Annotated in this window: 27 protein-coding genes, 2 tRNA genes and 1 other annotated feature; of the genes, 9 read left to right on the forward strand and 20 right to left on the reverse strand. The window is 36.9% G+C overall.

Going from position 1 to position 26524, the window contains the following annotated elements; genetic code table 11:
* Positions 1 to 23 precede the first annotated feature (23 nt).
* The 9 genes from LLS04_RS02220 to LLS04_RS02260 all read right to left on the reverse strand — a co-directional run bounded on the left by LLS04_RS02220 (position 24) and on the right by LLS04_RS02260 (position 8659).
* Positions 24 to 1073, reverse strand: coding sequence for an ABC transporter substrate-binding protein (locus tag LLS04_RS02220; RefSeq protein WP_323611686.1), 1050 nt, complete (start codon positions 1071 to 1073; stop codon positions 24 to 26).
* Entirely contained in the window at positions 1070 to 1870 is an 801-nt protein-coding gene (locus tag LLS04_RS02225; RefSeq protein WP_323611687.1) for an ABC transporter permease, read from the reverse strand. Before LLS04_RS02225 ends, LLS04_RS02220 begins: the two co-directional genes overlap by 4 nt.
* Positions 1870 to 2715 (reverse strand): ABC transporter permease, encoded by an 846-nt coding sequence (locus LLS04_RS02230; protein ID WP_123171010.1) that lies wholly within the window; start codon positions 2713 to 2715, stop codon positions 1870 to 1872. Before LLS04_RS02230 ends, LLS04_RS02225 begins: the two co-directional genes overlap by 1 nt.
* Positions 2715 to 3758, reverse strand: coding sequence for a spermidine/putrescine ABC transporter ATP-binding protein (potA, locus tag LLS04_RS02235; protein ID WP_323611688.1), 1044 nt, complete (start codon positions 3756 to 3758; stop codon positions 2715 to 2717). Before potA ends, LLS04_RS02230 begins: the two co-directional genes overlap by 1 nt.
* An 11-nt stretch (positions 3759 to 3769) precedes the next feature.
* The gene (locus tag LLS04_RS02240) at positions 3770 to 4303 is read right to left on the reverse strand and encodes a helix-turn-helix domain-containing protein (protein ID WP_123171008.1); all 534 of its coding nucleotides are present in this window, start codon (positions 4301 to 4303) and stop codon (positions 3770 to 3772) included.
* Between the two features lie 161 nt (positions 4304 to 4464).
* Positions 4465 to 4773: a thioredoxin gene (gene trxA / locus LLS04_RS02245; protein ID WP_125163760.1), complete on the reverse strand. Its 309-nt coding sequence runs from the start codon at positions 4771 to 4773 to the stop codon at positions 4465 to 4467.
* Between the two features lie 65 nt (positions 4774 to 4838).
* Positions 4839 to 5717, reverse strand: coding sequence for a diacylglycerol/lipid kinase family protein (locus tag LLS04_RS02250; protein ID WP_323611689.1), 879 nt, complete (start codon positions 5715 to 5717; stop codon positions 4839 to 4841).
* A 145-nt stretch (positions 5718 to 5862) separates the two neighbouring features.
* Positions 5863 to 7977 carry an LCP family glycopolymer transferase gene (locus LLS04_RS02255; protein ID WP_323611690.1) on the reverse strand — a complete coding sequence of 705 codons (2115 nt, stop codon included), beginning with the start codon at positions 7975 to 7977 and terminating at the stop codon, positions 5863 to 5865.
* On the reverse strand, positions 7949 to 8659 hold the full coding sequence (locus LLS04_RS02260; RefSeq protein WP_323611691.1) for a hypothetical protein: 711 nt from the start codon (positions 8657 to 8659) through the stop codon (positions 7949 to 7951). The genes LLS04_RS02255 and LLS04_RS02260 overlap by 29 nt, the downstream gene beginning before the upstream one ends.
* A gap of 125 nt (positions 8660 to 8784) precedes the next feature.
* Here LLS04_RS02260 and yfcE point away from each other — a divergent pair, with 125 nt between their 5' ends.
* Positions 8785 to 9330 (forward strand): phosphodiesterase, encoded by a 546-nt coding sequence (yfcE, locus tag LLS04_RS02265; RefSeq protein ID WP_323611692.1) that lies wholly within the window; start codon positions 8785 to 8787, stop codon positions 9328 to 9330.
* 54 nt (positions 9331 to 9384) lie between these two features.
* On the opposite strand, the gene LLS04_RS02270 is transcribed toward yfcE, so the two are convergent.
* The 7 genes from LLS04_RS02270 to LLS04_RS02300 all read right to left on the reverse strand — a co-directional run bounded on the left by LLS04_RS02270 (position 9385) and on the right by LLS04_RS02300 (position 16382).
* Positions 9385 to 11217 (reverse strand): LCP family protein, encoded by a 1833-nt coding sequence (locus LLS04_RS02270; protein ID WP_323611694.1) that lies wholly within the window; start codon positions 11215 to 11217, stop codon positions 9385 to 9387.
* Positions 11180 to 11830, reverse strand: a complete 651-nt coding sequence (locus LLS04_RS02275) for a hypothetical protein (protein ID WP_323611696.1) — start codon at positions 11828 to 11830, stop codon at positions 11180 to 11182. Before LLS04_RS02275 ends, LLS04_RS02270 begins: the two co-directional genes overlap by 38 nt.
* Positions 11831 to 11961: 131 nt before the next feature.
* Positions 11962 to 12756, reverse strand: coding sequence for a hypothetical protein (locus LLS04_RS02280; protein ID WP_323611697.1), 795 nt, complete (start codon positions 12754 to 12756; stop codon positions 11962 to 11964).
* The gene (locus tag LLS04_RS02285) at positions 12750 to 13454 is read right to left on the reverse strand and encodes an ABC transporter ATP-binding protein (protein WP_003774517.1); all 705 of its coding nucleotides are present in this window, start codon (positions 13452 to 13454) and stop codon (positions 12750 to 12752) included. Before LLS04_RS02285 ends, LLS04_RS02280 begins: the two co-directional genes overlap by 7 nt.
* Positions 13447 to 13818, reverse strand: coding sequence for a GntR family transcriptional regulator (locus LLS04_RS02290; RefSeq protein ID WP_013853387.1), 372 nt, complete (start codon positions 13816 to 13818; stop codon positions 13447 to 13449). The genes LLS04_RS02285 and LLS04_RS02290 overlap by 8 nt, the downstream gene beginning before the upstream one ends.
* Positions 13819 to 13874: 56 nt before the next feature.
* On the reverse strand, positions 13875 to 15515 hold the full coding sequence (gene argS / locus LLS04_RS02295) for an arginine--tRNA ligase (RefSeq protein ID WP_323611701.1): 1641 nt from the start codon (positions 15513 to 15515) through the stop codon (positions 13875 to 13877).
* Positions 15516 to 15530: 15 nt separating this feature from the next.
* A complete protein-coding gene (locus tag LLS04_RS02300; RefSeq protein ID WP_323611702.1) occupies positions 15531 to 16382 on the reverse strand; it encodes a DegV family protein in 852 nt (283 codons plus the stop codon).
* 110 nt (positions 16383 to 16492) lie between these two features.
* Here LLS04_RS02300 and LLS04_RS02305 point away from each other — a divergent pair.
* Positions 16493 to 16570, forward strand: a tRNA-His gene (locus tag LLS04_RS02305).
* 404 nt (positions 16571 to 16974) lie between these two features.
* A tRNA-His gene (locus LLS04_RS02310) sits at positions 16975 to 17052 on the forward strand.
* A 35-nt stretch (positions 17053 to 17087) separates the two neighbouring features.
* Here the strand turns inward: LLS04_RS02310 and LLS04_RS02315 are convergent.
* Entirely contained in the window at positions 17088 to 17978 is an 891-nt protein-coding gene (locus LLS04_RS02315) for a LysR family transcriptional regulator (protein WP_323611703.1), read from the reverse strand.
* Positions 17979 to 18091: 113 nt separating this feature from the next.
* On the opposite strand from LLS04_RS02315, the gene LLS04_RS02320 reads away from it, so the two are divergent.
* Both LLS04_RS02320 and LLS04_RS02325 read left to right on the forward strand, forming a co-directional pair.
* On the forward strand, positions 18092 to 19516 hold the full coding sequence (locus LLS04_RS02320) for a pyridoxal phosphate-dependent decarboxylase family protein (RefSeq protein ID WP_323611704.1): 1425 nt from the start codon (positions 18092 to 18094) through the stop codon (positions 19514 to 19516).
* Between the two features lie 86 nt (positions 19517 to 19602).
* Positions 19603 to 20532 carry a hypothetical protein gene (locus LLS04_RS02325; protein ID WP_323611705.1) on the forward strand — a complete coding sequence of 310 codons (930 nt, stop codon included), beginning with the start codon at positions 19603 to 19605 and terminating at the stop codon, positions 20530 to 20532.
* Between the two features lie 23 nt (positions 20533 to 20555).
* Here the strand turns inward: LLS04_RS02325 and LLS04_RS02330 are convergent, their stop codons facing one another.
* Complete coding sequence (locus tag LLS04_RS02330; RefSeq protein WP_323611706.1) at positions 20556 to 21248, reverse strand: hypothetical protein; 693 nt, start codon at positions 21246 to 21248, stop codon at positions 20556 to 20558.
* A 164-nt stretch (positions 21249 to 21412) separates the two neighbouring features.
* Between LLS04_RS02330 and LLS04_RS02335 the strand changes: the two genes are divergently transcribed.
* The 4 genes from LLS04_RS02335 (at position 21413) to LLS04_RS02350 (ending at position 24595) form a co-directional block, all read left to right on the forward strand.
* Entirely contained in the window at positions 21413 to 21994 is a 582-nt protein-coding gene (locus LLS04_RS02335) for an NADPH-dependent FMN reductase (RefSeq protein WP_323611707.1), read from the forward strand.
* A gap of 38 nt (positions 21995 to 22032) precedes the next feature.
* Positions 22033 to 22243, forward strand: a binding site (T-box leader).
* A 139-nt stretch (positions 22244 to 22382) separates the two neighbouring features.
* Positions 22383 to 23204: a transporter substrate-binding domain-containing protein gene (locus tag LLS04_RS02340; RefSeq protein WP_003774498.1), complete on the forward strand. Its 822-nt coding sequence runs from the start codon at positions 22383 to 22385 to the stop codon at positions 23202 to 23204.
* 1 nt (position 23205) lies between these two features.
* On the forward strand, positions 23206 to 23868 hold the full coding sequence (locus tag LLS04_RS02345) for an amino acid ABC transporter permease (RefSeq protein ID WP_013853395.1): 663 nt from the start codon (positions 23206 to 23208) through the stop codon (positions 23866 to 23868).
* Positions 23861 to 24595 carry an amino acid ABC transporter ATP-binding protein gene (locus tag LLS04_RS02350; RefSeq protein ID WP_323611708.1) on the forward strand — a complete coding sequence of 245 codons (735 nt, stop codon included), beginning with the start codon at positions 23861 to 23863 and terminating at the stop codon, positions 24593 to 24595. The genes LLS04_RS02345 and LLS04_RS02350 overlap by 8 nt, the downstream gene beginning before the upstream one ends.
* 13 nt (positions 24596 to 24608) lie before the next feature.
* Here LLS04_RS02350 and LLS04_RS02355 read toward each other — a convergent pair whose 3' ends face one another.
* Both LLS04_RS02355 and LLS04_RS02360 read right to left on the reverse strand, forming a co-directional pair.
* On the reverse strand, positions 24609 to 25832 hold the full coding sequence (locus tag LLS04_RS02355; protein ID WP_323611709.1) for a bifunctional folylpolyglutamate synthase/dihydrofolate synthase: 1224 nt from the start codon (positions 25830 to 25832) through the stop codon (positions 24609 to 24611).
* The gene (locus LLS04_RS02360; protein WP_323611710.1) at positions 25817 to 26476 is read right to left on the reverse strand and encodes a uracil-DNA glycosylase; all 660 of its coding nucleotides are present in this window, start codon (positions 26474 to 26476) and stop codon (positions 25817 to 25819) included. The genes LLS04_RS02355 and LLS04_RS02360 overlap by 16 nt, the downstream gene beginning before the upstream one ends.
* Between the last annotated feature and the right edge of the window lie 48 nt (positions 26477 to 26524).

Genomic DNA, 26524 nt, shown 5'->3' on the forward strand with positions numbered 1-26524 from the left:
GCCCTTTTTGATGCGTTTTTTCGTTATTTTGTCGCTTTAATTCTTTGCCAATAATCAGAAAGAATTACTTTCATCTCTTTGTCGTAGAAAAATTCTTCGTCCTTATCATAACCTGTACGTGTGACATAGGAATCGATTCCATTGAATGCACCATCAGGTCCAGTCACATCATCAATCACAGATTGAATCGGACTTGTATATCCAATTTCTTCAGTGATGCGTTTTGAGACATCTTCTGAAATCATAAAATCAATCCATTTGTGGGCAAGATCTGGATTGGGTGCGTCAACAGGAATGACCATTGCATCCACCCATGTGTTTGTGCCCTCAGACGGGGAATAAAAGTCCATATCAGGGTTTTCAAGTAAAATTGCATTCGCATCCCCTGAATACATAACAGCAATGTCCTTAGCACCACCAATCATTTGATCAATGATTTCATCGGTACCGTAAACAGGATCCATCGTTTGTTTCATTTCAATTAACCAATCATTAGCTTTTTTGAGTTCGTCTTCTTGTGTCGTATTCATTGAAAAGCCTTGTGCTTTTAAAGCAATCATAAAAGCATCACGTTCTGAATCATAAAAGAACAGTTTGCCCTTATACTTTTCATTCATTAAGATATTCCAACCTTGTGTTTCAAGATCTTTACGGTCTACTGTGTTCTTATTATATAGAATCCCTACATTTCCCCAGAAATAAGGAACCGAGTATTCGTTATCAGGATCCATATGACGCCCTTTAAGGCTTGGAATGATATTCTCATAGTTTGTAATCTTTGAGTAATCTATTTTTTGAAGCATGTCTTCCTCACGCATACGTTGTGTTGTGTAGTCAGAAGGAACAATCACATCAAATTTTGAACCGTCTTGGAGTTTGTTGTACATTTGTTCATTTGAAAGAAATTTCTCATAAATAACGCGAACGTTATATTTGTTTTCAAATTCAGGAATCAATGATTCATCAATATACTCTCCCCAGTTATAAACGCGGAGTTCTTCTTTGGGTTCTTTTGCGCCACATCCCGTTAATACAAGAAGTGATGCAAGCAATGCTACTAAGATTTTTTTCATGAAACAGCCACCTTTCTTTTACTACGTTTCAGAATTGGTAATACATTTATAATGATTAAAACAACGGTAATAATCACAACAATGATTGTTGAGAGGGCATTAACGGTTGGATTAATTCGTTTCGACATTTGATAAACAAGTATTGAAATGTTGCTTACACCATTTCCAGTCGCAAAGTAAGAAATTACAAAATCATCAAATGACATTGTAAATGCGATAAGAGCTCCCGAAATAATTGCAGGTGTTAATTGCGGTAAGATGACCTTACGAAGCGCTACCGTGGGCGTAGCCCCTAAATCCATGGCAGCATCTGCCAAACTTGGATCCAAAGACTTAAGCTTCGGTAATACTGTAAGAATGACATATGGAGTACAAAAGGTAATATGGGCAACAAGCATCGTGCCAAAACCCTTTTGGAGTCCATTTACTGACGCAAACAATAACATGAAGCTAATTGCAGTTACAATCTCTGGATTAAGAACAGGAAAGTTATTAATGGTCAAAATTGATTTCTTAAAAATTTTCTTATGTTTACTCAAGCCAATAGCAGTCATCGTTCCGACTACGGTTGCGATAACTATAGTAATCAAAGCAATGAAAAGTGAAGTGCGAACAGCAGCAGTAATGTCATTACTCTGTGAGAGTTTTCCATACCATTTTGTTGAGAATCCCGACCATGATGTCAATGAGCGTGAATCATTGAAGGAAAATACCATCATGACAAGAATTGGTCCATAGAAGAAGATGAGCATCAAGATAATACCTAATGGCCCGATCCAACGATTTTTTTCTTTCATTAGAGTTTTCCTCCTTTTGGTTTTGATTCATCGTATTCACGATCGAATTTATTCGCAAAATGCATTGAGAGCATAATAAGGACAGCCATGATTAATGAGATGGCACTACCGAAATTATAGTCACCAATATTGATAAACTGATTTTCAATTAAGTTACCAATCAAGACATAACTTCCGCCACCCAAGAATTGAGGAATGACGAAGGTCGAAAGTGATGGTAAGAAGACAAGCGTAATCCCGGAGATTACCCCCGATAATGATAAAGGGAAGACAATCTTACGGAACGTTTCAAAACGATTGGCTCCAAGGTCATAACTTGCCTCAATCAGTGACTCATCCATTTTCGCTAATACATTATAGATTTGCATAATCATAAAAGGCAGGAAATTATAAACCATCCCTAAGATAACCGCAAAATCTGTATTCATCATTTTAAGTGGTGCAATTCCAAACAAAGCAAGAAAACTATTTATTAGACCCTTGTCTGAAAGAATACTAATCCAAGCGTAGGTACGAACGAGCATATTGATCCACATTGGAATGGTTACCAATAGAATCAGAAGTGTTTGCATGCGTTCTGAACGTCGCGAAATAAAATAAGCTAAAGGATACCCTACTAAAAGACAGATTGCTGTTGTTATTCCAGCAATACGGAATGAATCAAGGAGTACTTTTAGGAATACGGGATCAAAGAATTTTTTAAAGTTAATAAGACTAAACTGGAATGGAATCATTTGGTTCCCTACGGTCGTAAATGCATAAAATACAATCAAGAGCATTGGTACGACAATAAATACGGACATCCAAACTACATAGGGAATAACCAGTGGTCTATATTTCTTCATTAATACGACTCCATTGTGTACATAACATGGATGTCTTCAGGGAAGAAATGGATGCCGACTTCTTTTCCTTCTTCTGAATTATCCGTTGTATGAATGATAAAGTCACGATGTTCCGTTTTAACAACAATCTCGTAATGAACACCTTTAAATAGAATTGACTGGACAACGCCAGTTAATTTCCCAAGCTCCACATCAACAATATCAATATCTTCAGGTCGGATTACAATATCTACCACTTCATTATTAGAGAAGCCTGCATCGACACATTCAAACTGAACACCATCAAATTCCACAAGACGATCTTCAAGCATCGTGCCTTCGATAATATTAGAATCTCCGATGAACGTTGCGACAAAACGATTTTCAGGTTCATTATAGATATCCATGGGTTTTCCGATTTGTTGGATTTCCCCTTCATTCATCACGACAATTTTATCTGACATGGTTAATGCTTCTTCTTGATCATGCGTAACATAAACAAAAGTAATACCCACATTTTCTTGGATTTCTTTAAGTTCACGCTGCATTTCTTTACGCATTTTTAAGTCTAGTGCCCCTAAGGGTTCATCAAGGAGCAATACCATCGGTTCATTTACAAGTGCTCGAGCAATCGCAACACGTTGTTGTTGACCACCAGATAAGAGTGTGACAGGACGGTGTTCAAAACCGTTTAAGCCAACAAGATTCAACATCTTCTCAACTTTTTGTTTGATAATATCTTCATTGGTTTTCTTGATACGAAGACCAAATGCAATGTTGTCATAAACATCCATATGTGGAAAAAGTGCATACCGTTGAAAGACTGTATTAATCTCACGTTTATAAGGGGCTAATTTCGAAATCTCAATACCTTCGAAATAGACTTCACCAGAACTCTGCTCTAAAAATCCACCTAAGATTCTTAAAAGTGTTGTTTTTCCACAGCCTGAAGGGCCAAGTAGTGTCACAAACTCATTCTCAAAGATATCCAAGTTGATGCCTTTTAAGACAAGTTGATCTTCAAAGCTCTTCACAATATTTGTAAATTGAATTAATGCTTCCATATTCTTCCTCCTTAAAATACTGGGGGTGTACACACCCATATAACACGTGCTTTCTGTTGATGCTCGTTTACCAAGACATGGTTACGATTTCCTTTAATGTAAAAGGTTTGACCTTTTGAAACCGTAATTGTTTCATCACCATACCTTAATGATACCTTACCTTGGAGTACATAGCCAAATTCTTCCCCTTCATGCGGTAAAATTTCATTAGATTCCCCACCGGGTTCAAGTTCTAAAAGGATGGGCTCCATCTCATTCTTTTGCGCATTCGGCACAATCCAATGGATGGTAGAGTCTTCACGTTCATCGATAAAATAATCATCCGCAGTAAAGACAACTTGTTCCGCAGACTCTTCTTTAAAGAAGACTGATAGATTTGTCCCCAGCGCTTCCACAATATCATTGAGTGTTGCGATGGACGGTGACGTTAAATCATTTTCAAGTTGCGATAAAAACCCTTTGGTTAATTCACTGCGACTTGCAAGTTCTTCTAAGGTCAGACCATTTTTTGTACGCAACTGTTTGAGTCGTTTTCCAATTTCCATAGTTCCTCCCTTGTTTAGTGTTGGTAAACTTTTATATTAGTAAGTATAAACACAAACTAATTATACATAATGCTTTCTAAAAAGCAAACGAATTAATTAAAAAAAATGTAAAAATAAAAAGACCAACAGAGTGTTGGTCTTTTCGAGATTAATCTTTTAGATTATTGAGCTGAACGAATAAATTTTTCAAGTTCAGGTTTTGGTAAAAATCCTGTCTTACGTCCTACAGGTTTTCCATCTTTAAAGAGAATTAAAGTAGGAATTGACATTACGTCGAAACGTTGAGCTAATTCGCCTTCTTCATCCACATTAACTTTTAAGATTGTTGCTTCATCTGCCATTGTTGTTGAAAGTTCTGTCAAGATTGGAGCGATCATCTTACATGGTCCACACCAGTTTGCATAAAAATCAATAAGTACTACGCCATCTTTAACGGCTTCATTAAAATCATTTTTTGTTATATTTTTCATTTGATAGTGTCCTCCTATTTGCTTAGTTATTATATCACAAGTATTTCATATGTATCTTAATATGCTCACAGAGCATTTGGAACGCGAAGCTTCAGTTTTCCATCAAGAACACGAGCATGAATGGTTGAATATTCAAAGACCTCACCATCACATCCTAAAGCGACAGTTTGATTGCACTGAATCTTTATCTCTTTTGCTTTGAATGTTGTAACGACATCAAGATCTAGATGCTCTCCCTTATAATACATCGGAAGTAATTTAGGTAAGCGTTTCGCTGGGACATCTTCTACGATGCATACATCTAAAACGCCATCATCAATTATTGCTTTCGGTGCACTTTGGAATCCATTTCCATACCAACGTCCATTCATAACAGATATAAGAAGTGCATTATAAGTGCTTGTCTTTCCATCTACCTCGACCGTACATTGGATTGGTTTTTTACGAATGAGTTCGTAAATCGCATAGTATATATAGATTAGTTTACGAGGAAACCATGTTTTACGTACTGCATTTACATCACGGTTAACTTCCGAATCGACACCCATATTCATACAATTTAGAAAGCGATGACCATTGGCTTCACCAATGTCAATATGTCGTACAGACCCGTTTATCGTATCCTCGAGTATTTTCTCAAGTGGATGGTTATAGTTAATCATCCGCCAGAAATCATTACCAGTACCTACAGGGATAATTGCGAGTTGAACATCCAAATCTAAACCGTTGAGAATTTCATGAGCCGTTCCGTCGCCACCTACTGAGTAAATTACAACATCATTCCCATGATATTCTTCCGCAATTTTTTGTGCGTGATCAGGATATTCTGTATAACGCAATTCATAATTGTCTTCTTTGTCTTTAAAGTTGTTTTCAATCCATGCTTCTACGTCACGATAACGCCCTACGCCTGAAGTTGGATTAATGATAAATACGTGTTTCATGATTTCGACCTCAATTCACATATGTTTATTATGGTACAGATGACCTAATAATACAAGAATGAAAGCCTCTACTTTCATAGAGGCCTCACGATTCGTAAGTATTATATCGATTATTTTTTTATTTTGGTACTCATGTGCATGAGACCTATTCGTTTGGACTTTGGTTTTCTGGTTTCTCAGATTCTATTCGTACTGACACTACGATATTTCGGTGTTCACCATTATAAAGTCCAGCGCGAATGCTTTGTGACTCAATGATTGCACTGGTGTCACCTGATGGAATTGCTTCGATGGTAAAGCCATTTCCATTCGCCCAAGCGATTGCATCCGCAACAGTATCACCTACAAAATCAGGGATTGTAATTCCTTTTGGTTCTTCAATTTCTGATTTCACCACAATCGTTAGTTCAATATAGGATTGTTTTTGATGATAGTCACCGGGTTCAACACTCTGGTAAATCACCTGACCGTCACTGTAGTAATCTTGATAAGACTCTGAATTCTGATCTATATCGTTGAAGACTACAGTTACACCATTGTTCTGTGCCCAACGCTTAATCTCGCTGCGCGACATTGACGTCAAATCAGGCACGACATTAGATGTCTCTGTTTCATTTTCTTTTTCGGTCTCATCAAGACGTTTTGGAATAACATCACCAGGATAGTAAAGACCATCTACATTTTGGCTTGGATTAAAGAGTGCCGAACGATAGGGTTTGGATTGTTTAAATCCAAATGATTTAACTTTTAAAAGATGCGCATCATGTTTTAAGTTGTCGCTAATTACATCACGTGCCACTTGAACATCACGCATATAAGGATGGGAAACATATTTTCCACTGTATCCATCATCAATAATCTCGCCCTCACCTTGAAGTTGTGTTGAAACAATTCTAAAGGTGTGATACGGCGAAACCGGTGATTTCTCGATGTTTTGAAGTGCATAACCCATAAGAGACGTGATGTCATTAATGGATATATTCATTTGAATATTATCTTTCGCAGCATCCAATACATTTACGAGTGTATTCACATTGCGTGTACTTAATATTTGATTTGCGAGTTCCTTAATAACATATTGTTGGTTCATTTGGCGAACATAGTCACCACCAGTGAAGGCATAACGTTCACGCGCAAAAGTAATAACTTGCTTACCATCCATTTTTTGTTTTCCAGCAGGAATCCAGATTTCATGGAATTCTGTTGGATCTTCTTCTTTAGGTAAAGACCCACCAAAGGCAATTGGTGACTCTAGTTCAAGTCCGCCTAAAGTATCCACAATTTTCACGAGAGCATAAAAATCAGTTTCAAAGTAGAAATCAATATTGACCCCCATAAAATCTTGAATTGAATCAATGAGACATTGACGGCTAAAAGCACGTGCATGTGTAATTTTATCTGGATAATTATTTTGACACGCAATTGGCAAATACGAATCACGTGGAATACTTGTCATCGTTATTTTAAGTGTTTCAGGATTAAACGAAGTAAGAATAATCGAATCAGCAAGTTCTTCGTTGACCCCAATCATTAACATCGTAAAGGGTTCCTTTAATACATCTTTGTCATTTACAGTTTCTTTACTCTTAATACTAAATGAGAACATTGCTTTTGAAAACTCGATTGGATTTCTGTCTTCCGTTTCAAGTCTTTTTGAAAGTGAACTAAAGTTTTTCGGTACCACTGCGAATTGAATTTTATTATTTAAACTCGCGATAAGCAGATCATCATATGATTTAAACTTAACATACTCTACTGTTCTTGATTCTTTCGCTACATTTTTCTTAACCGCATCTTCAAATTCTTGCGTTGTCTCTACATAGCCGAGTGAACTGTGATCGAGGTCTTCCTTCTTAGCGCCTTCTTTAAAACTGATAACGGAAAATTCTTTATTTTCCTGACCTGTTTCGTTAATCATCTGATTAGCGATTGCATTCGTTTTAAATGTGTAATAAGAGCCGACTGATCCAATGATCAACATAAACATTCCAAAGACCGCAACAGCCTTTCGGAAAAAGCGAATTCGCTTGGCATATCCCAACAAGAAAAACAGATTGAGAACTAAGACAAACAATACGATGATTGTAATTCCTAGCATAAAATACTTACTGTGTAAATTTACGTAACGTCCAATTACAAATAATAATGCAATATAGATAATGTTGACGACTACAGTAATGAACAAACCAAATATTGGACGATGGATGAATGAGGGTCTACGTTGTTTTGTTTTAGTTTGTTGTTTCTTTGACTTGGCCATCGTCTACCTCCATGATTGAATACAATCCATCTTCATCTTGTGTTACATAAATGTCTGCTTTTTGTTGGAATTCAGAAACATTTAAAACATCTGAGTCTTTATATTTCCACGTAATCGAGACACGATAGACTGGAATGGTACGCTCTACATCGTGGGTAACCGTATTAACAGTTCCATCTTCAAGCGTTACCAGCTCATCTTCTTGTTCAATTAAAACTAGCTTATCTTTTTTGGCACTTGCTGTTGATGAAGTAACCTCAAGTGTTTGGTCTAATTTTCCTTTTTCTTTGTAGTAGCGCATATCATTATAGAAGGTATCCAGCGCTTGTCCATAAACCCAGTCGAGGTCTTTATGAATATACTGCATTCCACCTACATCGTTAAAACGCAACTTATTGGTCCATGTGTAAAAATCTGCGACGAAGTTTTGAGCGATAAGCTCTGAAATCACTTTATCATCCCTTGGATCTTCTTTAAGTTTCGAAGTCAGTTCCTTATAAAGTTCTTTTTGATATTCAGTTGCATTTTTTCGAAGTGAATAAAAACTATTCTCGCTTGTAGTACCACCATCAATACTTGTTTTGGATTGGTATGCACGGTACGCAAAAAAACCACCCACACTCAAAGTTGTAAGTGAAAGAATTAATATAAAAATGGTAAGACCTTTACTGTGTTGCTTCATATTTTCACATCCTCTATTTATTCTATCATAAAATGTTCGCTCATAATTATCAATTAACGATTGGAAAATCCCATATTTTAATATGTTTGGTGGTATAATTTCGTTACATATGACTGGAGGATACCATGAAAACATTAATTATTTCTGATATACACGGAAGCATCGACCGTTTAAACGATGTTCTTGACACACCGTTTCCTTATGATCGTCTCTTACTTGTTGGTGATCTTATGTATCACGGACCCCGAAATCCAATTTTAGAAGACTACAATCCAAAAGCCGTTTCCGAACGCTTAAATCAAGTTGATTGTCCCATCATTGCGGTACGAGGAAACTGTGACAGTGAAGTGGATCAGATGTTGTGTCAATTCCCCATCATGCAAGACTACACAATTACTGAGTGGAATGAACTCACAATAATGGTGACACATGGCCACCTCTTCGAGCCAGACCTTGAAGGACCCCGTCAAGCAGTGGATCTTTTTATTTCCGGACACACACATGTACCCGTCTTAAAACAAATAGACCAGACAATTATATATAATCCGGGATCCATTGCGCTTCCTAAAGAAAATCATCCAAACACGTATGGATATCTAGACGGTCGTACCCTAACAACCTATAGACTTGATCATAAGGTATATATGCAAACTACGATTGAATCGAAATGATAGGTACTTATTAAGATTTAAAAAGAAAACAACCACAGTCCGTTTGTTTTCTTTTTACTTATTCACAATCTTAATATGAATCGTATGAATACCTTCGTTATAGAATCCCGGCTTAACATCTTGTTCAAGAACTTGATTGTTTACGTACTCATGCTTAAACTCAGAAGAATCTTGTTTAATGACATCAAAGGTAACCGATACATTATTTTTATCTGCCCACGATTGAATTTCAGATTGAGAAAGACCATTAAAATCTAAAACATCTACAGCTTGAGCACTGCGCTCACTCGGTTTAAGAACCGTCAAGAGTGGGCCTGTGTCTTCAGAGTTTTCTGAAGATATTAAATCCGTTTGATATGGATTACCATAAGTAAACGTAAAGTCATACTCATTTCGTAAGTCTGCATCCGATTTAAGGTTATCAAGAATGACTTTCTTTGCTTGCAAGTACTGATTTTCAAAAGGCTTGGCATACCAAACACCATTGATAATCGTACCTTCTCCAGCGATTTGCGTTTGCACGACTCTAAATGTAGACATCGGATCTACAGGCGAGCGGTCAATACTTTGAAGGGCATAACCCATAAGTTTGGAGATTGTCTCAAGCGGAAGCGTCATGGTAATGTTTTTCTTTGCTGAATCTAAAACATTTAAAATCGTATTCGGATTACGGGTTGCTAAAATCTTATTTGCCATTTCTTTAATGACATATTGTTGATTCACTTGGCGGTCGAAATCACCATTTGACATATTTTCAATACGACGCTCACGTGCAAAGGTTACAACCTGCTTTCCATTGAGAAGATTTTTCCCTTTTGGAATCGTAACACCTTCCATAATCGGTTCACCATAATCATCATATTGCTTCTCAAGTGGGAATGAACCCGCAAAGGTCGTAGGACTTTCAATTTCAAGACCACCAATTGCATCGACCATATTTTCAAGGGCATAAAAATCCGTCTCGAAGACAAAATCGACCTTAACACCGAGATAGTTTTCAATCGTATCCACCATACATTGTGAACTGATGCCGTGGGAATGGTTTATCTTATCGTAAGACTCGTTTGGATAACATGCAATGGGTACATAAGAATCCCGAGCGATGCTTGTCATCGTAACTTTTAAAGTCTCAGGATTAAACGAAGCAAGAATAATCGAATCCGCAAGATCATCATTTAATCCTAACATCAACATTGTAAAGGGTTCTTTAATGACATCCACATCGGTATTCGATTGTTTCGTTAACGAAGTAGAAAACGTAAATAACTCTTTTGATTGAGCGAAAGGATTTGATCCATCGGGTAATTCTTGAGTTAATGTGTGGTAGTTAAGGGGTAATACCGCAACATCAATTTTCTTTTCACTTACTGCTGACAATAAATCACGATAATTATCATATTTCTCAAACACGACGTTTTCAGCCTTGTCTGCAATTTTTTTCTTAATAGAAGTTTCTACTTCGGGTTCATTCATGGGGGCATACGCCACGGTTTTACCATCAAGCACGTCATCACCACTAAAACTCACGACACTAAATTCACGTACTTCATTTTTATTAAGAATGGCATTTGTGATGGCATTGGTCTTAATTGCATAAAACGACCCAACCGTTCCAACTACAAGCCATAATACAGCTAGTGTTAAAAAGAAAAATCTGAACACCTTGTATGTTTTTAAATAACCCAGTATATATAAAATATTTAGAATTAGGATAAATACCACAACACTTAAAATACCCATCGCGAAATAGCGTCCGTGAATGGATGCGAATCGTCCTAAGAAGATAATAAGTCCCAGTGGCAAAATATTTGAGAGCACAAGAAGTAACGTTCCTACAGTACGATTACCTTTATGCTGGTTTTGTTTCGGTTGAAGTTTGAGTTCCATTTGCTACCTCCACAATTGAATAGGTGTCGTTCTGTTTAACGACCGTGATCTGTGCTTCATGTTGATAATTCTTAGTATCGAGCACTGTTGATTCTTTATAAGTCCATGTCGCATGGACTTGATACGCGGGCACTTCTTGATCATTAAGTAAGAATTTAGTCTTCGTCGAAGTAACATCAACGCCGCTTACTTCAAGTGTTTGATCAACTTGTTCACGTTCGATATAAACACGCATATCATTATAGAATCGATCTAACGCTTGATCGTATACCCAAACTTTAATATCTGGATGAAGAAATTGGATGCCTCCAACATCATTCATTCGAACTTTATTTGTCCACGTATAAAAGTCCGCAATAAAATTCTTTGAAATTAATTCAGAAATCATTGCATCCGAACCTGATTCAACCGAAGCAAGTTCTTCATAAACTTCTTTTTGGTATGCGGTCGCATTGTTACGCAGACTGTATTGACTGTGATTTGATATCGTTGCTTTTGTAAGTGTCGTTTGATGGCTTTGCCACGCTTGAAGCGCAAAAAAACCACCCACACTGAGTGTTCCAATTGATAATACAAAAACAAGAATCAGTAATAATTTATTATTTTTTTCCATAATTACACATTCCTTTACCTTGATTACAATAATGCGAAACCTATACAAAGTCAATAAATCACAAAAGTTCACGCATTATCACATGTTTTCCGAAAAAAAACCTGATTGAATCATCAGGCTTTTAAGATTGATTACATAACTTCTAATTTATGATTCCAGAACCAAAGTGTTCCATACGTTAAGAAACCACAAACAAGAATTTGATAAAGGACAACAAGGGCAAGTTCACCCACTGGTATACTTCCACCTTGCAAGAATGCATAGGAATCATAGCGTAATAATACACTTCCAAATGATGTATCTACATATGCTCCAATTTGACCAAGGATAATTGCAATAAGAACCGCAATCCCCACAGCAACCAAGCCACGATTATTTTGGAAATAACTTGAGTGAGCCACTGCACCTGCAAACAGAATCACAAGAGAACTCAGCGCAAAGTTTAAGAGATTGTCAATAACCGCAAAAAATGCGACGCTTGACTCAAAATATTGAGCGAAGTATTGAGATATTTCCTGAATTGCTTGTCCATAGATTGCGATACTTCCTGTAGTTGTAAAGGTAATGATGAATAGGGATAAAATAAGTAATAACCCCATGATCGCTGACCAGAAGAATGCAACCAATAATTTTGAAACAAGGATTTGCCAAGTCTTCACCGGTAAGGTAAAGAGTCTGTATCCGTTTTTATGATAGATACTCGTATAGAGTACGTAAATGTTAGCACGTACCGACATAACTGTCACAATCACAACCAAAGCAAAGAGCGCTAAGGCAAGAAATGTTCCAAAGATTCCAAAACGATCATTAATCGCTAATTGAATCATTAGGATTGTAAGGACACATCCTGCAATCATCATTCCCACAACGGGTGCATAGGCTTTATAAGAATCAACAAGATCATTTTTAAATAGTTTTCCTACCATTTGAATTCCTCCCTAAAGATTTCATCAATTGTTTGACCACGTGCTTCACGTAAATCATCACAATTTTCGTGCATGAGAATCGCACCATCTTTAATGAAGACCACTTCATCCAATACACCTTCAATATCTTGAATTAAGTGTGTTGAAATGATAAGAAGTGCATCTTGAGTATAATTGCTTAAAATCGTTTCAATAATTGAATCTCGCGATGCTGGATCAACTCCTGCAATCGGTTCATCAAATATATAGATACGAGCTTTACGTGATAAACATAAAGCGAGCTGAAATTTCTCACGCATTCCTTTAGACATTTTTGAAACAGGCATACTTCCATCTAATTTCATCTTTAGAAATAAATCTTCTAAGACGCCCATATCGAAGTCAGCGTACATATCACTATAAAGTCTTGCAGCTTTTAAACCTGTAAGATTGGGTGCTAAGTATTCCACATCAGGAAGGTAAGAAACCAAAGCCTTTGAATCAGAACCTACTGGATATCCACATACTTGAATATCGCCATGATAATCACGTAAAAGACCTACAATTGTTTTAATTAACGTTGTTTTTCCGGCACCGTTTGGTCCACAAAGACCAATAATCTTACCTGAATCCAGATTTAAGTTAATATTTTTAAGAACTTGATTCTTACCATAATGTTTATTTAAATGTGAAATAACTAAACCATTTTCATTATTCATCTTTCCCAACCTCCCATTCATGTTTAAGAAGGCTTAATGTTTCTTCAAGGTCAAGACCGAGCGTCTTCGTCTTCTCAACAAACACAACACTGTAACGACGTCCCAATTCACTTCGTAACTTCTTAATTATATCTTTTTTATCTGTAACAAATTTACCGTTTGTGCGATCTGTTTCAATTAAACCATCTCGCTCGAGCTCATTGAGCGCTTTTTGAACCGTATTCGGATTTACTTTAAAGAATAAAGCAAGTGCCCGGATGGACTCAATGCGATCCCCTGCATTAAGTCGACCCGAGGCAATTTCCAATTCAAAATACTCTATGATTTGTCGGTAAATGGCTACGGAACTATTTTTTAGTGACATACCATCACCCCCTGTAACACTTCAATAATACAATAGAACAACAAAATGTACAAGAATTACATTTGTTCCGGTGCATTTACACCGATTAAGTTCAATGCATTACTTAGGGTAATTTTTACCGCTACAAGTAGGTTCAAACGTTGTGCTTGAAGTTCTGGATTACTTGGATCCATAACTTTTACTTCACCATAGAAACTGTGGAATGATGATGCAAGATCTTGAACATAATTTGCGATTTTATGAACTTCACGTTTTTTCGCAGCATCTGCAACAACAGAACTAAATTCATTAATTTCTTTTAATAATGCAATTTCTTTAGGGTTTGTAAGTTGATCAATTACATCGACATGAGGTACTTCCCCAGCTTGACGTAAAATCGAACAAATACGAGCATGTGCATATTGTACATAGAACACTGGATTATCGTTTGATTTTTTACGAGCTAAACCAAGGTCAAAATCAAGTGGTGTTGCAAGTGCACGACTTACAAAGAAATATCGTGTTGCATCCACACCAATATCATCAACAAGTTCTACGAGACCCAATGCATTCCCTGTACGTTTTGACATCTTAACTTCAACGCCTTCGTCCACAAGACGAACCATTTGAATGATATCAACATCAAGAACATTTGGATGTCCAAGTGCTTCAAGAGCTGCTTGCATACGTACAATATAACCATGGTGGTCACCACCCCATAAGTTAAGTAAATGTGTATAACCTCGTTCAAGTTTATAGATATGGTTAGCAATATCGGGTACAAGGTAAGTATATGATCCGTCACTCTTAATTAGAACACGGTCTTTATCATCACCGAAATCTGTTGAACGAAGCCATAGAGCTCCATCTTCTTCAAACGTTACACCTTTCGCTTTAAGTGCTTCTAAAGATTCTTCGACACGTCCGTCATCATAGAGCCATTTTTCACTAACCCATGAATCCATTTCAACACCAAATGTGTTTAAATCTTCTTTAATACGTTCTAATTCTAATTTAATACCCAGTTCTTTGAAATAAGGTGCCCACTCTTCTTCAGGTGCGCTTAACCATTTATCCCCTTCAGCTTCTTTAACATCATTTGCGATTTCAATAATATCCGGTCCATGATATCCATCTTCAGGTAAAGGTGCTTCCATACCAAAGGCTTGTATATAACGGGCGTAAAGTGAATGACTTAACATTAAAATTTGATTTCCAAGGTCATTAATATAGTACTCACGAAGTACATCATATCCTGCAAAAGACATAATACGTGAAAGGGAATCTCCCCATGCTGCACCACGTGCGTGACCAACATGAAGTTGTCCTGTAGGGTTAGCCGATACATATTCATTCAATAATCGGATTCCTTCTCCAGCATTTGAACGACCATAATCTTTACCTGCTTCAATAACATCATTAACAACACTACCTAATACAGCAGGTTTCATTACAAAGTTAATAAATCCAGGTCCCGCAACACTAATGGACTCAACCATTTCGTTGTCTTCTAATTTTTCAACAATAACGCCAGCGATTTCGCGTGGGTTTTTCCCAACACGTTTTGTAAGACGCATTGCGATGTTTGTGGAGTAATCTCCCATTTCTGGATTATTAGGGATTTCTAACATTACAAGTCCGTCTTCTTTTTCAATTCCAAACGCATCAAGAATAATATCTTCGATGTGTCCAACTAGTTTTGTTTCAATTTTATTCATATTAAAGCTCCTTCTCTATATTTTATCTTTAATTAGTTTTTTGCGCCAAGCAATCGCGATGCTGCCTGGTCCTGTATGAGCAAGTACAATAGGATATAAAGGACGTTTTATGACCTCAACCCCAAAGTGTTTTTCTAAATCTTTAACGACAGCATTGTATATTTTTTCTTCACAACCACCATCTAAAACAATCCATTCATAATCATCTTTGTTTCGATCTACAACACTGTGATCAAAACCAACACGAACTGCTTTTTTGTAGGTCCTTACTTTCTCTGCCAAGTCAATTTCACCATTTGATACTTTGAGTACCGGTACGATTTTAAGTAAATTCGCAATGGCTGCAGCAGCTGGCGTAATACGACCTCCACGCTTAAGGTAGATAATATTCTCGGGGATTAATGATGCATACATATCTGCTTCATTTTCAATGAGCGTCCTTATTGCATCGGGCTCCATACCCCGCCTTATCATTTCCTTAACTTCAAGACTTAATAAAAACAATGGGCAACTGACAAATTTAGAATCAATTACCGTTACGCGTCCATCATAATCTTGAGCAAGTCCGCATGCAGTTTGATACGTTCCACTGAGCTTACTTGAAATTGGTAAAAAGATTATATGGTCATATGTTTTTAAAACGTCATCAAACAATTCAATCAACCTACCTAAAGGTGGTTGCGATGTTGAAACAGATGATCCGTTTTTCATCGCCTGAATTAATTGTTCACGAGAGATACCTTCTTCTTCCATATATGCTTTTCCATCTATTGTTAAAGGCATACGTGCTACGATAATCTCATGATCAATTGCTTCCTGCTTTGAAACACCTGCCGATGAGTCTGTGATAACAGCAATTTTCATCATAAATGTCCTCCATTAGTATGATTACTATATCATATTTCTTATATAATTCACTATATTTTGATGTGCGCCTTTACAAACGTTTTTTTAAACGCTATAATGGTCTAGCAATGGCGATCGTGGTGAAGTTGGTTAACACACCGGTTTGTGGTACCGGCATTGCGCGGGTTCGAGTCCCGTCGGTCGCCCCATATTGAAATAACACCCACTTTATGTGGGTTTTTATTTGTTTATAGAGCTAAATCTACCACGTCATCAAGACTTAAAATGAACTATAATGAATCCTTTTGACTCATCGATACGAACGCATTTCTTAGTATCCTTACGCACGTACACATACATTCTATAAGGATAGTTCTACAAAGTCATTTTCATTTAACGAAAATAGCAAGATAGTTTGCTAAAACGACAAATTTTCATCTAGAATTCTAATGTTTATTTCAAAATACTTGTTTTTATAACAATCTTTTCTTAAGAAAACACCAAAAATGATGAACCTCAATCACATTCAAGCCAAACACTATAAATTCTTGCATTTTTTGACATTCAACTCTTTACAAGATTTAATTTTATGGTTATAATTGACAAGGATATGGCGATCGTGGTGAAGTTGGTTAACACACCGGTTTGTGGTACCGGCATTGCGCGGGTTCGAGTCCCGTCGGTCGCCCCATATTGAAATAACACCCACTCTTAGGAGTGGGTTTTTTATTGTTTATGTATATAGGTTTGATCAATTTCCTGGATAAAGGCCTTCATATGGGTCGTCAGGAATTTTTTTTCGTGATAAAGAACCTGAGCGTACATTGAGACAGGGGGAATATCAACACTTACTTCTTTTAGTATTCGCTGCTCCAATTCCTCTTTAACCGAGAATTCTGGTAGAAAAGATAGGCCAAGGCCTTTTTTTAATACCGCAATGATGATTTCCGTGTCCCCAACCTCTAGGATTGCATTTAAATTTACGCGACGTTTCGCAAGACTTCGCTCGAGTTCATATCGATAAGCTTCCCCTTGTTCTGTTAATAAGAAAGGAGCGTCCGTAAATTCTTCTAAATTGTATGTTTTTGTACTGCTTATAGAGTTATCTGCACTAACAAAAAGTATGCTTTCTTCTTTCTCAAATACTTTTACCATATCCGCACCGTATATTTGGTAGTCCAACGTAAAGAGAATGTCGATTTCATTGCGGCGAACCATCCCAAGAAGTTCTTCCGTCTTCCCTATGATAACTTTGATTTCCACATTAGGATGTTCGAGATGGAAATTGTAGATAAGTTCTGGAAAAACACTTGACCCTAATGACCCTACTGTACCAATCCGTATAGTTCCATGTTCTTTTTTAGTGGATTGATTAAAAATGCGTGCTTCTTCTACCGTTCTTAAAACTTCATTCGCATAGAAGATAAATGCTTCGCCTTCTTCAGTTAAATGAATTTTGCGATTCATACGATCAAAAAGTTTAGTTTGAAGTTCTTCCTCAAGTTGTTGGATTTGAATGGTCACAGCAGCTTGAGTATAGCCAAGTGCATCTGCTGCTTTACTAAAACTTTCTTTCTCCACTACCTTAACAAATGTCTGAAAATGTCTAAGATTCATAAGCGCTCCTATTAATTTTATTTATCCGTTTTATAAATTCTATTAAATATTCTTATTCTAGAACTTATGGTATATTTTCATTAACATAAAGTCAAATTAATGGAGGTATATGAATGAAACGATATGAACTCGATGAAGATGCTACGATTGAAGCTATGATGATTGAATTTATTAATACATTTTATGAAGGTGAAGCAAATCCAGGTACAGGCCCTGTATGTACTATTGCACCCGATGATGTTTTAGAACGTCTTAAAAATCAAGAAATGCCGAAGCAAGGACGTGATGTGAAATCAGTTGTTTCAGAACTCATGACTGATATTTACCCTTATAGTTTACGAAGTTCCCACCCGCGTCATTTTGGTTTTATTCCGGGTCCTGCAACAAAACTTGCCGTACTGGGTGATTTAATGTCCAGTGCTTACAATGTTCATGCAAGTAATTGGGTAAACAGTTCAGCTGCAAGTACAGTCGAAGAAAATACCATTCAATGGCTTACAAAGCAAATTGGATATGATAACCAAGCAGGTGGTTTGTTTGTTTCCGGTGGTTCGATGGCAAACTTAACGGGACTTATCGCTGCTCGTGATAAAATATTAACGGAAGAGAACCGTCATTTAGGTGTCATCTACCTTTCAGACCAAACACATCATTCTGTGGAAAAAGGATTAAAAATTATTGGATTTACCAGTCGTCAATTTCGTTTTATTGAAACAGATGACCTATTTCAAATCAAAAGCGATGTTTTGGAGAAGACGATCTTAGATGACTTAGCACAAGGTTTGGTACCTTGTTGTGTCGTTGCGACTGCAGGTACTACCAATACAGGAACCGTTGATCCTCTGGATGAGATTGGTGATTTGTGTATTAAGTATAAACTTTGGATGCATGTAGATGGCGCTTACGGTGCATCATTTCTCCTATCCACCAACCAAGTCCACCGTCTTCATGGAATTCAGAAGGCAGATAGTGTGAGTTGGGACGCACATAAATTATTGTTCCAAACTTATAGTTGCGCCATGATTCTTGTGAAGGACAAGCAAGATTTACTTAATAGTTTTGACGCAAGCCCTGAGTACTTAAAAGATATCGATGGTGATCGTGTTACTAATTTCGGTTCCTTAGGTATTGAACTCACACGACCAACACGTGCTTTAAAACTATGGTTATCCCTTCAAACAATTGGTATTGAAGAGTATACCCGTCGTATAGATTACGGACAAACGCTTGCTGATTATGTTCAAGAGTGCATTATAAAATCAAATCATTGGGAAATGATTTCACCCGCACAATTTTCAATTATTAACTTCCGTTATGTTCATCCCTCATTAAGTGATCTTGAAACCGATGCACTAAACACCTATCTCGCAAAACAAATCGTTGCGGATGAATTTGCAGGCATCTTCACAACAGAACTTAAAGGGCATACGGTATTAAGAATGTGTACGATAAATCCCATTACGACGATTGAAGATTTAGAAGGAACCCTCAATTACCTGGAAACGCTCGCTACACACTACTTAAACACAAATCATTAAGATTTGTGTTTTTTTTGCTCTTTTACGACACTCACACACATTCATGAAACATTCCAACTATAATAGGAGTATAAGGGGGAACACATATGAATTTCTTTTTTAACTACACATTACCACTCTTTGTACTCCTAACAATATTGGGATTTCCAGTTTATTTCTTATCAAAACGAATCCGCTTTAAAAAACGAACACGTCCAAGTCGATTTAACCAACCGAACTACGCAGCACGTCCGCATCGTTTTAATATAACGATAATGGGAGTCTATCTTCTTTTATCCTGTGTTTTCATTATTCTAACTTTCTATCTAGAAAATTGGCCTCGCGTGATCGAGCCGAAAACACAATGTCAAGAACCTTCCATAACATTCACTGACCCCAGTGGTTATCTCGATGCGAAACCTGAGTACACATTGTGCTTCGACGAACATTCTCAGTTAATCTTCGAAGACCCAAATAATGCTTTCGATGCGTTTATCGAAGAGCACCGTTTTGATCTCTACAAGGTTCATTTAAAGTTTAATCGTTTTACGCCCATCAATCGAAAAACATATCGAAATTACGCAAACTTAGATATAAACAATGAGCTTGAAGCACCACATGCTCAATTCTTTAAAATTTTCAATCAGAGCGTCTATCCAAATACACAAGGACAAACACTACGCTTTATTCCAATAAATGTTGATTCCATCGAATTTAATGAAACGTATAAGAAACCCGATGGTGACATTGAACGCACCGAACAACATCAAGAATTTGCGATCATCTCGGTATCGCTTGATCTACAGAATGATGATCCGATAATTGATTTTAGAAATGCATTTACGCTTGTTTCAGAAGATGCATCAACCTACTTATCTCCACGTCTTGTTTTAAATAAGAATAATGAACGAATGGATCTCAGCACACGAAATAATCAGGCCACGTTAATTTTTAATGTTGATCAGGATATACCCTACAATCTTATATTCGCAACAGAACATACCATTCCTCAAACGGAAGTCATTCGAAAACCATAATAAAAGTCCACATATGTGGACTTTTATTTGAAATCACCAAAGTGATATGCCATTTCATAAGTATACGTTGCTTCATGGTCTCTTGAACCAAACCACGTATGAATACCGAATTGACCGCTTTCTTCATTTTCTTGACCTGGCTCAAAAATAAACAAGGTCTTATCTTTAAGAACCACAAGATTTAATGATTCCTTAAACGCTTCGGCTTCTTTAAGGTGGAATCGAACTGTAATCACTCCGGGAATATCATTTTGTTGATATCGCGTTGCAAACATTTCCAAATCTTTACGTGTAATTCTTCGCTCTCGCACATCGGTATCAGGACCAATATTAATTTCTTTAATAACGCCAACTTTTAAACTGCCATTTTCTCGATAACTTGCAATCACATCCGCTTGGATTGAATCATCACTGTTTGTGTCCATTCGCGGTAGAATCATTTCTTCAAAACGCATATTCGTATAAGATTCATTAATGTTTAAATCAAAACCTGCTTGTTTAATGCGAATTTGTTCTTTAAGAATACGTGTAAAATCACCTTTACTGATGTAAAACGAATAGAGGTGTTTCTCCCCTACATAAATATCTTTATCACGCCCAAGTGTCGGTACCATAACAGGTTTTAGAAATCGATTTCGTGTTGTAGGTTCATTTATATATTTATACAGACCATAGCCTGCCGCAGCAATTAAAGCTGGAACGATGAGTTTTTTCATATGCTACCTCCTTATCACCAAAATTTTAACACATTCTCTATACAATGAAATTGAATTGTTATCGAAACTTATGTAATTGTCATAAAGTCATGCGAATTCCTTTCTTTTTACGGTCTGTAACTCTATAATGAAAACGATACAATTTTTAGAAACGGAGTGTCATCATGAAAATAATCGCAATCACAGGTTCCGTAGCAGGACGTAAGACACGCGTCGCTTTGGACTATGTTATACAAGAGATAACCAAACACAATCACACCATTGACACGGAAATTATTAATATCGGAGATTATGATCTGCAGTTTAGTGACGGTCGTCCTGTTGACCAATATAATTCAGACACACAATACGTTATTAATTCAATTATGGAAGCAGATGCACTTATCGTTGGTACACCAACCTATCAAACGTCGATTCCTGGCGCACTAAAAAATATTTTCGACTTATTACCCATGCATGCCTTGGTTGATAAGAGTGCCGGTATTGTGGTTACTGCAGGGTCGCCAAAGTATTTTTTAATGGCAGAACAGCAACTTAAACCCATTCTATCTTACATGGGAGCACGCATTGTTCAGAAATATGTTTTTATCGAAGATTGTGATTTTGATGGCCTTAAAATAAAGAATGATAATATTTTAGACCGCCTACGAAACTTAGGTGATGATGTCATTTGTTCAGTAGAACATAGGACTTGGGCACAAAATCATCCGATGAAGAAAGATCAATTCCCTTATAACGATAAATAAAAGTATTGACAAAGATTTGATAGTACGATATTATTTCACTTAAATCGCAGAACAAGAGAGTAAACATTTGGATATCGATAGCGAATTAGGGACGGTGGAAGCCTAATGGATGAAATATGTTGAACCGCACTTGGGAGATGTTTATCTGAACAAAGAGTAGGATAAACCGCAAACCTAGCGTTACAGGAGAGAGGTCATATGAATAACATATGGCAATTAGAGTGGTACCGCGTTTAACACGTCTCTAGATATACACTATCTAGGGACGTTTTTTTGTTCCTAGATTCAAATAAAAGTGAGGAGAATTTTTATGGGAATCAAACGACGACGTGACTTCGCAAAGAGCACAAACCAAACATAGAGCGAACATCACAAGGAGAGAAACAAAATGAAAAAAACATTTATAGTAGCTTGCGTAACATTATTATTTTTAAGCGGTTGTGGAAAGAAAGATACAACCGTAACGAAACTTGAAGCAATCAAATCAAAAGGTGAAATTGTTTTAGTAACATCACCTGACTATGCACCCTATGAATTCATCGATGCAACAAAAACAGGTCAAGATCAATATGTAGGTGCAGACATCGAACTCGCAAAATTTATTGCGAACGAAATTGGTGTAGATCTCGTTATTAAAGCGATGAGCTTTGGTGATATTGCCTCCGCAGTATCACTTGGAAAATTTGATATGGGTATTGCGGGATTTACCTTTAATGAAGAACGTGCAGAACAAGTTGATTTCAGTAATACTTATGATACAACAGAGTCCACGTGCCAAGGTTTTCTTGTAACGAAAGAAAAAGAAGCAACACTTAATACAATTGATGATTTAAAAACTGCGAAGGTTGCCGTTCAAAATGGTTCACTCCCTCAAACTTACGTGGAGACAGAACTTCCAGAAGCAACAATGCAACTCGTTAATACATTGGATGATGCTGTCCTTCAATTGAATGTTGGAAAAGTGGATGCGATTGCTGCATCCTGTGCATCAGGTGAAGGTTTTACCTTAAATAATAAAAATCTTGTTGTAAGTAAAGTTAAATTCGCAACAATCGATGATAACGGTACAAAAGTCATCTTAGAAAAAGGTCAAGAAGATCTTATGGATGAAGTAAATAAAGCAATTGCGAAAGCAGTAGAACTTGACTTGTATAAACAATGGCTTGCTGATGCTACAAGCATTGCAGAACAATTAGGAGCGATTGACTAAGATGTTTCAAGATATATTAAAGCTCATTAATCGCTATGGACATGTGTATCTCAAGGGAGCTTGGGGTACACTGACCATTTCTGTTGTTGTTGTATTAATTAGTACCTTACTTGGTGCCTTTCTCGCAATGGGAAAGATGTCGAAATTTAAGCCCTTAAAAACAATTATTAATGTCTATATCGAAGTCATTCGTGGAACACCACTTCTACTTCAACTAAGTTTATTTTATTTTTTAGGCTCTGAGTACATCTCCACATCTGTTCCGGATGTAGGGTGGATCATGGTTGCTTTGATTATTAATTCGAGTGCCTATGTAGCGGAAATCTTCCGTGCTGGTATTCAAGCTGTTGATAAAGGTCAATTTGAAGCCGCAAAAAGTCTTGGTATTTCAAATGCTAATATGATGAAAAAGATTATTTTCCCACAAGCGATTAAGAATATCTTACCTGCTTTAGGAAATGAATTTATTACAATGATAAAAGAAACATCTTTAGCATCGGTATTCTTTGTAAACAACTTGATGACTTCAGAATCAATTGTCTCAAGTGCAACCCACTTAAAACTACCGTCTTTGATGATTGTAGGGGTTATTTACTTTATAATGACTTTCTCAACATCGAAATTAATCTCCGCATTTGAACGAAAGGTGGCCCTCAATGACTAAACCGCTACTTGAAATCAAAAACTTACATAAAACATATGGAGACTTATCCGTGCTTCAAGGAATTAACGAAACAATTACCCAGGGTGAAGTTGTTTCTATTATTGGTCCTTCGGGTTCAGGTAAGTCAACGTTGCTACGTTGTTTAAATTTACTCGAAACACCATGTTCAGGAAGCATTATCTTTGATGGCGTAGCATTAGAGCCAGATCATAAAAATTTAGATAAGCTACGTCAAGAAATTGGCATGGTTTTCCAACATTTTAATGTTTTCCCCAATTTAACGGTTTTGGAAAATATTACCCTCGCACCAACTCTAGAAAAAGGGATGTCTAAAGATGAAGCAAATACTTTAGGTTTATCTTTACTTGATAAGGTAGGGCTTAAGGATAAGGCACATGAATTTCCACGTAAGTTATCTGGAGGACAAAAGCAACGTCTTGCGATTGTCCGTGCGCTTGCAATGCAACCTCAAGTTATGCTCTTTGATGAACCAACATCTGCATTAGATCCAGAAATGGTTAAAGATGTACTTGAAGTTATTAAAGATCTTGCGGTAAGTGGGATGACAATTGTTATTGTGACTCACGAGATGAATTTCGCAAAAGAAATCAGTGATCGTGTGTTATTTATGGATGGTGGTGTTATCTGCGAACAGGGAACACCTGAAGCAATCTTTGATAACCCGACACATCCTCGTACTATTGAGTTTCTAAGTAAAGTTTTATAAAAAAAAGCAAGTCTTAAATTGACTTGCTTTTTTTTATGAGATAATCTCGTGCTTCTGAAATAAAGTATAAGGATCCGGTAATGACACAAGTACCGTTATTTCGATGCTTCATTCCTGTATCAATCGCTTTATATTGATCTTCGATAATGGTGACATTATGTCCAAGTGCCAAGTTTTCAGCACGCTCCGATCGATAAAAATCGAATTGAGTAATAATCACTTCGTCGAATACGGATTCCAGTTTATTAATCATAAGCGTATAGTCTTTATCTTTAAGTGCGGTAAAGACCGCAACCCATGGTCTAGGAAGCATTTCCATACTTCTCACGAGCATTTCAATGCCCATCTCATTGTGAGCACCATCCACATAAACACCATCCAAGACGGGCTCAAAACGACCCGCCCATGACGCACTTGCAATTGCATTTTGAATCGTCTTTGTATCGATGGAAATATGTGGCAATGCTTTTACAAGATGAATAGCCAGACTTGCATTCCCAACTTGGTAAAGACCTTGATTATGGATTACATAAGGTTCTTCTAATACATCAAAATAATAGTCCAACCCCTCACGTTTCGGTTCGGGTATCTTCACTTGGTGCAGATTTGTTTGTTTTAAATCAGTAAAGTGGCGAAACACCTCCAAACATGAATCTTTACGTTCTGTTGTCAAAAACGGAACATTCGTTTTAATGATACCTGCTTTTTCTGCGGCAATCTTCTCAATGGTATCACCCAAAATATTCATGTGGTCAAGACCAATATTCGTGATTCCAGTAATAACAGGTTGGATCGCATTGGTAGCGTCAAGACGCCCCCCAAGTCCAACTTCATAAATCACATAATCTATGTCATTATCAATAAAATATAAAATTGAAATAAGAACATCGATTTCAAACATACTTAATTGGTACTGATCCCAAAATGGCTCCGTCACATTAATGTACATTAATAAATCAGAATCACTAATATTTTCATTGTTGATGCGAATACGATCATTATGTACCGTAAGATGCGGTGACGTGAAGGTCCCTACAGAATACCCAGCTTCTTGTAGGATAGCTCGTGTATAGTTTGTTGTTGAACCTTTTCCATTGGTTCCACCAATATGGATACAAGTAAGTGAATCTTGAGGATTCCCCATATCTGCTAAGCATTGACGAAATAAGTCAATGCCATACGTTTGATTTTTACGTTTCATAAGCGCTTCAAGCGCTGGTTCTATTTGTCTAAACATGTAACACTCCAATTAATTTCTTTTTGATTTCGTTCGTAAAGTAAGGCATTAATTTTTGAAAATGGGTGTGACCCAATAAATCCACGATACGCTCCAAGTGGTGATGGGTGACTTGATTCAATAAATTGATGATGATCTTTAACGAGTGATTTTTTGGCCTGTGCCTTTTTTCCCCACAAGACAAAAATTATCGGTTCTTTACGGCACCCGAGTTCCGAAATAACACGATCTGTGAATTGCTCCCATCCAAGCTGCGCATGGGACATGGGTTCACCTTCTCTGACTGTTAGTAATGTATTAAGAAGTAAAACGCCCTGTTTTGCCCAAGCGGATAAATCTCCGTGTTCATTTTTAATACCAAGATCGGCTTCCAATTCTTTGTAGATGTTTACCAAACTCTTTGGTAATTTTTGATCTTTGAAGACCGAAAAACTCATCCCCATTGCTTGACCGGGTTGGTGGTATGGATCTTGTCCTAAAATCACAACCTTCACATCTTCAAACTTTGTGTAGTCAAAGGCGGTATAAACCAGATCTTTGGGTGGGTATATTGTGAAAGCTTTTCGTTCATCTTCGATCTTACGTTCAAGGATTTTAAAATACTCTTTTTGCATTTCTTCATTAAATAATTGTTCCCAGTTCATAACGTCCTCCTGTACATTTCTAAAAAATAAAAGCCAGATATCTGGCTT

The sequence above is a fragment of the Erysipelothrix enhydrae genome (assembly GCF_035066605.1).
GTDB classification, from domain to species: domain Bacteria; phylum Bacillota_I; class Bacilli_A; order Erysipelotrichales; family Erysipelotrichaceae; genus Erysipelothrix; species Erysipelothrix amsterdamensis.

Excerpts from the sequence above, each read along its gene's own strand:
- LLS04_RS02325 (WP_323611705.1), top strand. The coding sequence starts at position 19,603 with ATGAATTTCTTTTTTAACTACACATTACCACTCTTTGTACTCCTAACA.
- LLS04_RS02345 (WP_013853395.1), top strand. The coding sequence starts at position 23,206 with ATGTTTCAAGATATATTAAAGCTCATTAATCGCTATGGACATGTGTAT.
- LLS04_RS02225 (WP_323611687.1), bottom strand. The coding sequence starts at position 1,870 with ATGAAAGAAAAAAATCGTTGGATCGGGCCATTAGGTATTATCTTGATG.
- trxA (WP_125163760.1), bottom strand. The coding sequence starts at position 4,773 with ATGAAAAATATAACAAAAAATGATTTTAATGAAGCCGTTAAAGATGGC.
- LLS04_RS02340 (WP_003774498.1), top strand. The coding sequence starts at position 22,383 with ATGAAAAAAACATTTATAGTAGCTTGCGTAACATTATTATTTTTAAGC.
- LLS04_RS02270 (WP_323611694.1), bottom strand. The coding sequence starts at position 11,217 with ATGGAACTCAAACTTCAACCGAAACAAAACCAGCATAAAGGTAATCGT.
- LLS04_RS02220 (WP_323611686.1), bottom strand. The coding sequence starts at position 1,073 with ATGAAAAAAATCTTAGTAGCATTGCTTGCATCACTTCTTGTATTAACG.
- LLS04_RS02250 (WP_323611689.1), bottom strand. The coding sequence starts at position 5,717 with ATGAAACACGTATTTATCATTAATCCAACTTCAGGCGTAGGGCGTTAT.
- LLS04_RS02355 (WP_323611709.1), bottom strand. The coding sequence starts at position 25,832 with ATGTTTAGACAAATAGAACCAGCGCTTGAAGCGCTTATGAAACGTAAA.
- LLS04_RS02260 (WP_323611691.1), bottom strand. The coding sequence starts at position 8,659 with ATGAAGCAACACAGTAAAGGTCTTACCATTTTTATATTAATTCTTTCA.
- LLS04_RS02300 (WP_323611702.1), bottom strand. The coding sequence starts at position 16,382 with ATGATGAAAATTGCTGTTATCACAGACTCATCGGCAGGTGTTTCAAAG.
- LLS04_RS02285 (WP_003774517.1), bottom strand. The coding sequence starts at position 13,454 with ATGAATAATGAAAATGGTTTAGTTATTTCACATTTAAATAAACATTAT.
- LLS04_RS02275 (WP_323611696.1), bottom strand. The coding sequence starts at position 11,830 with ATGGAAAAAAATAATAAATTATTACTGATTCTTGTTTTTGTATTATCA.
- LLS04_RS02330 (WP_323611706.1), bottom strand. The coding sequence starts at position 21,248 with ATGAAAAAACTCATCGTTCCAGCTTTAATTGCTGCGGCAGGCTATGGT.
- potA (WP_323611688.1), bottom strand. The coding sequence starts at position 3,758 with ATGGAAGCATTAATTCAATTTACAAATATTGTGAAGAGCTTTGAAGAT.
- LLS04_RS02280 (WP_323611697.1), bottom strand. The coding sequence starts at position 12,756 with ATGGTAGGAAAACTATTTAAAAATGATCTTGTTGATTCTTATAAAGCC.
- LLS04_RS02290 (WP_013853387.1), bottom strand. The coding sequence starts at position 13,818 with ATGTCACTAAAAAATAGTTCCGTAGCCATTTACCGACAAATCATAGAG.
- LLS04_RS02335 (WP_323611707.1), top strand. The coding sequence starts at position 21,413 with ATGAAAATAATCGCAATCACAGGTTCCGTAGCAGGACGTAAGACACGC.
- LLS04_RS02360 (WP_323611710.1), bottom strand. The coding sequence starts at position 26,476 with ATGAACTGGGAACAATTATTTAATGAAGAAATGCAAAAAGAGTATTTT.
- LLS04_RS02255 (WP_323611690.1), bottom strand. The coding sequence starts at position 7,977 with ATGGCCAAGTCAAAGAAACAACAAACTAAAACAAAACAACGTAGACCC.
- LLS04_RS02240 (WP_123171008.1), bottom strand. The coding sequence starts at position 4,303 with ATGGAAATTGGAAAACGACTCAAACAGTTGCGTACAAAAAATGGTCTG.
- LLS04_RS02315 (WP_323611703.1), bottom strand. The coding sequence starts at position 17,978 with ATGAATCTTAGACATTTTCAGACATTTGTTAAGGTAGTGGAGAAAGAA.
- LLS04_RS02230 (WP_123171010.1), bottom strand. The coding sequence starts at position 2,715 with ATGAAGAAATATAGACCACTGGTTATTCCCTATGTAGTTTGGATGTCC.
- yfcE (WP_323611692.1), top strand. The coding sequence starts at position 8,785 with ATGAAAACATTAATTATTTCTGATATACACGGAAGCATCGACCGTTTA.
- LLS04_RS02320 (WP_323611704.1), top strand. The coding sequence starts at position 18,092 with ATGAAACGATATGAACTCGATGAAGATGCTACGATTGAAGCTATGATG.
- argS (WP_323611701.1), bottom strand. The coding sequence starts at position 15,515 with ATGAATAAAATTGAAACAAAACTAGTTGGACACATCGAAGATATTATT.
- LLS04_RS02350 (WP_323611708.1), top strand. The coding sequence starts at position 23,861 with ATGACTAAACCGCTACTTGAAATCAAAAACTTACATAAAACATATGGA.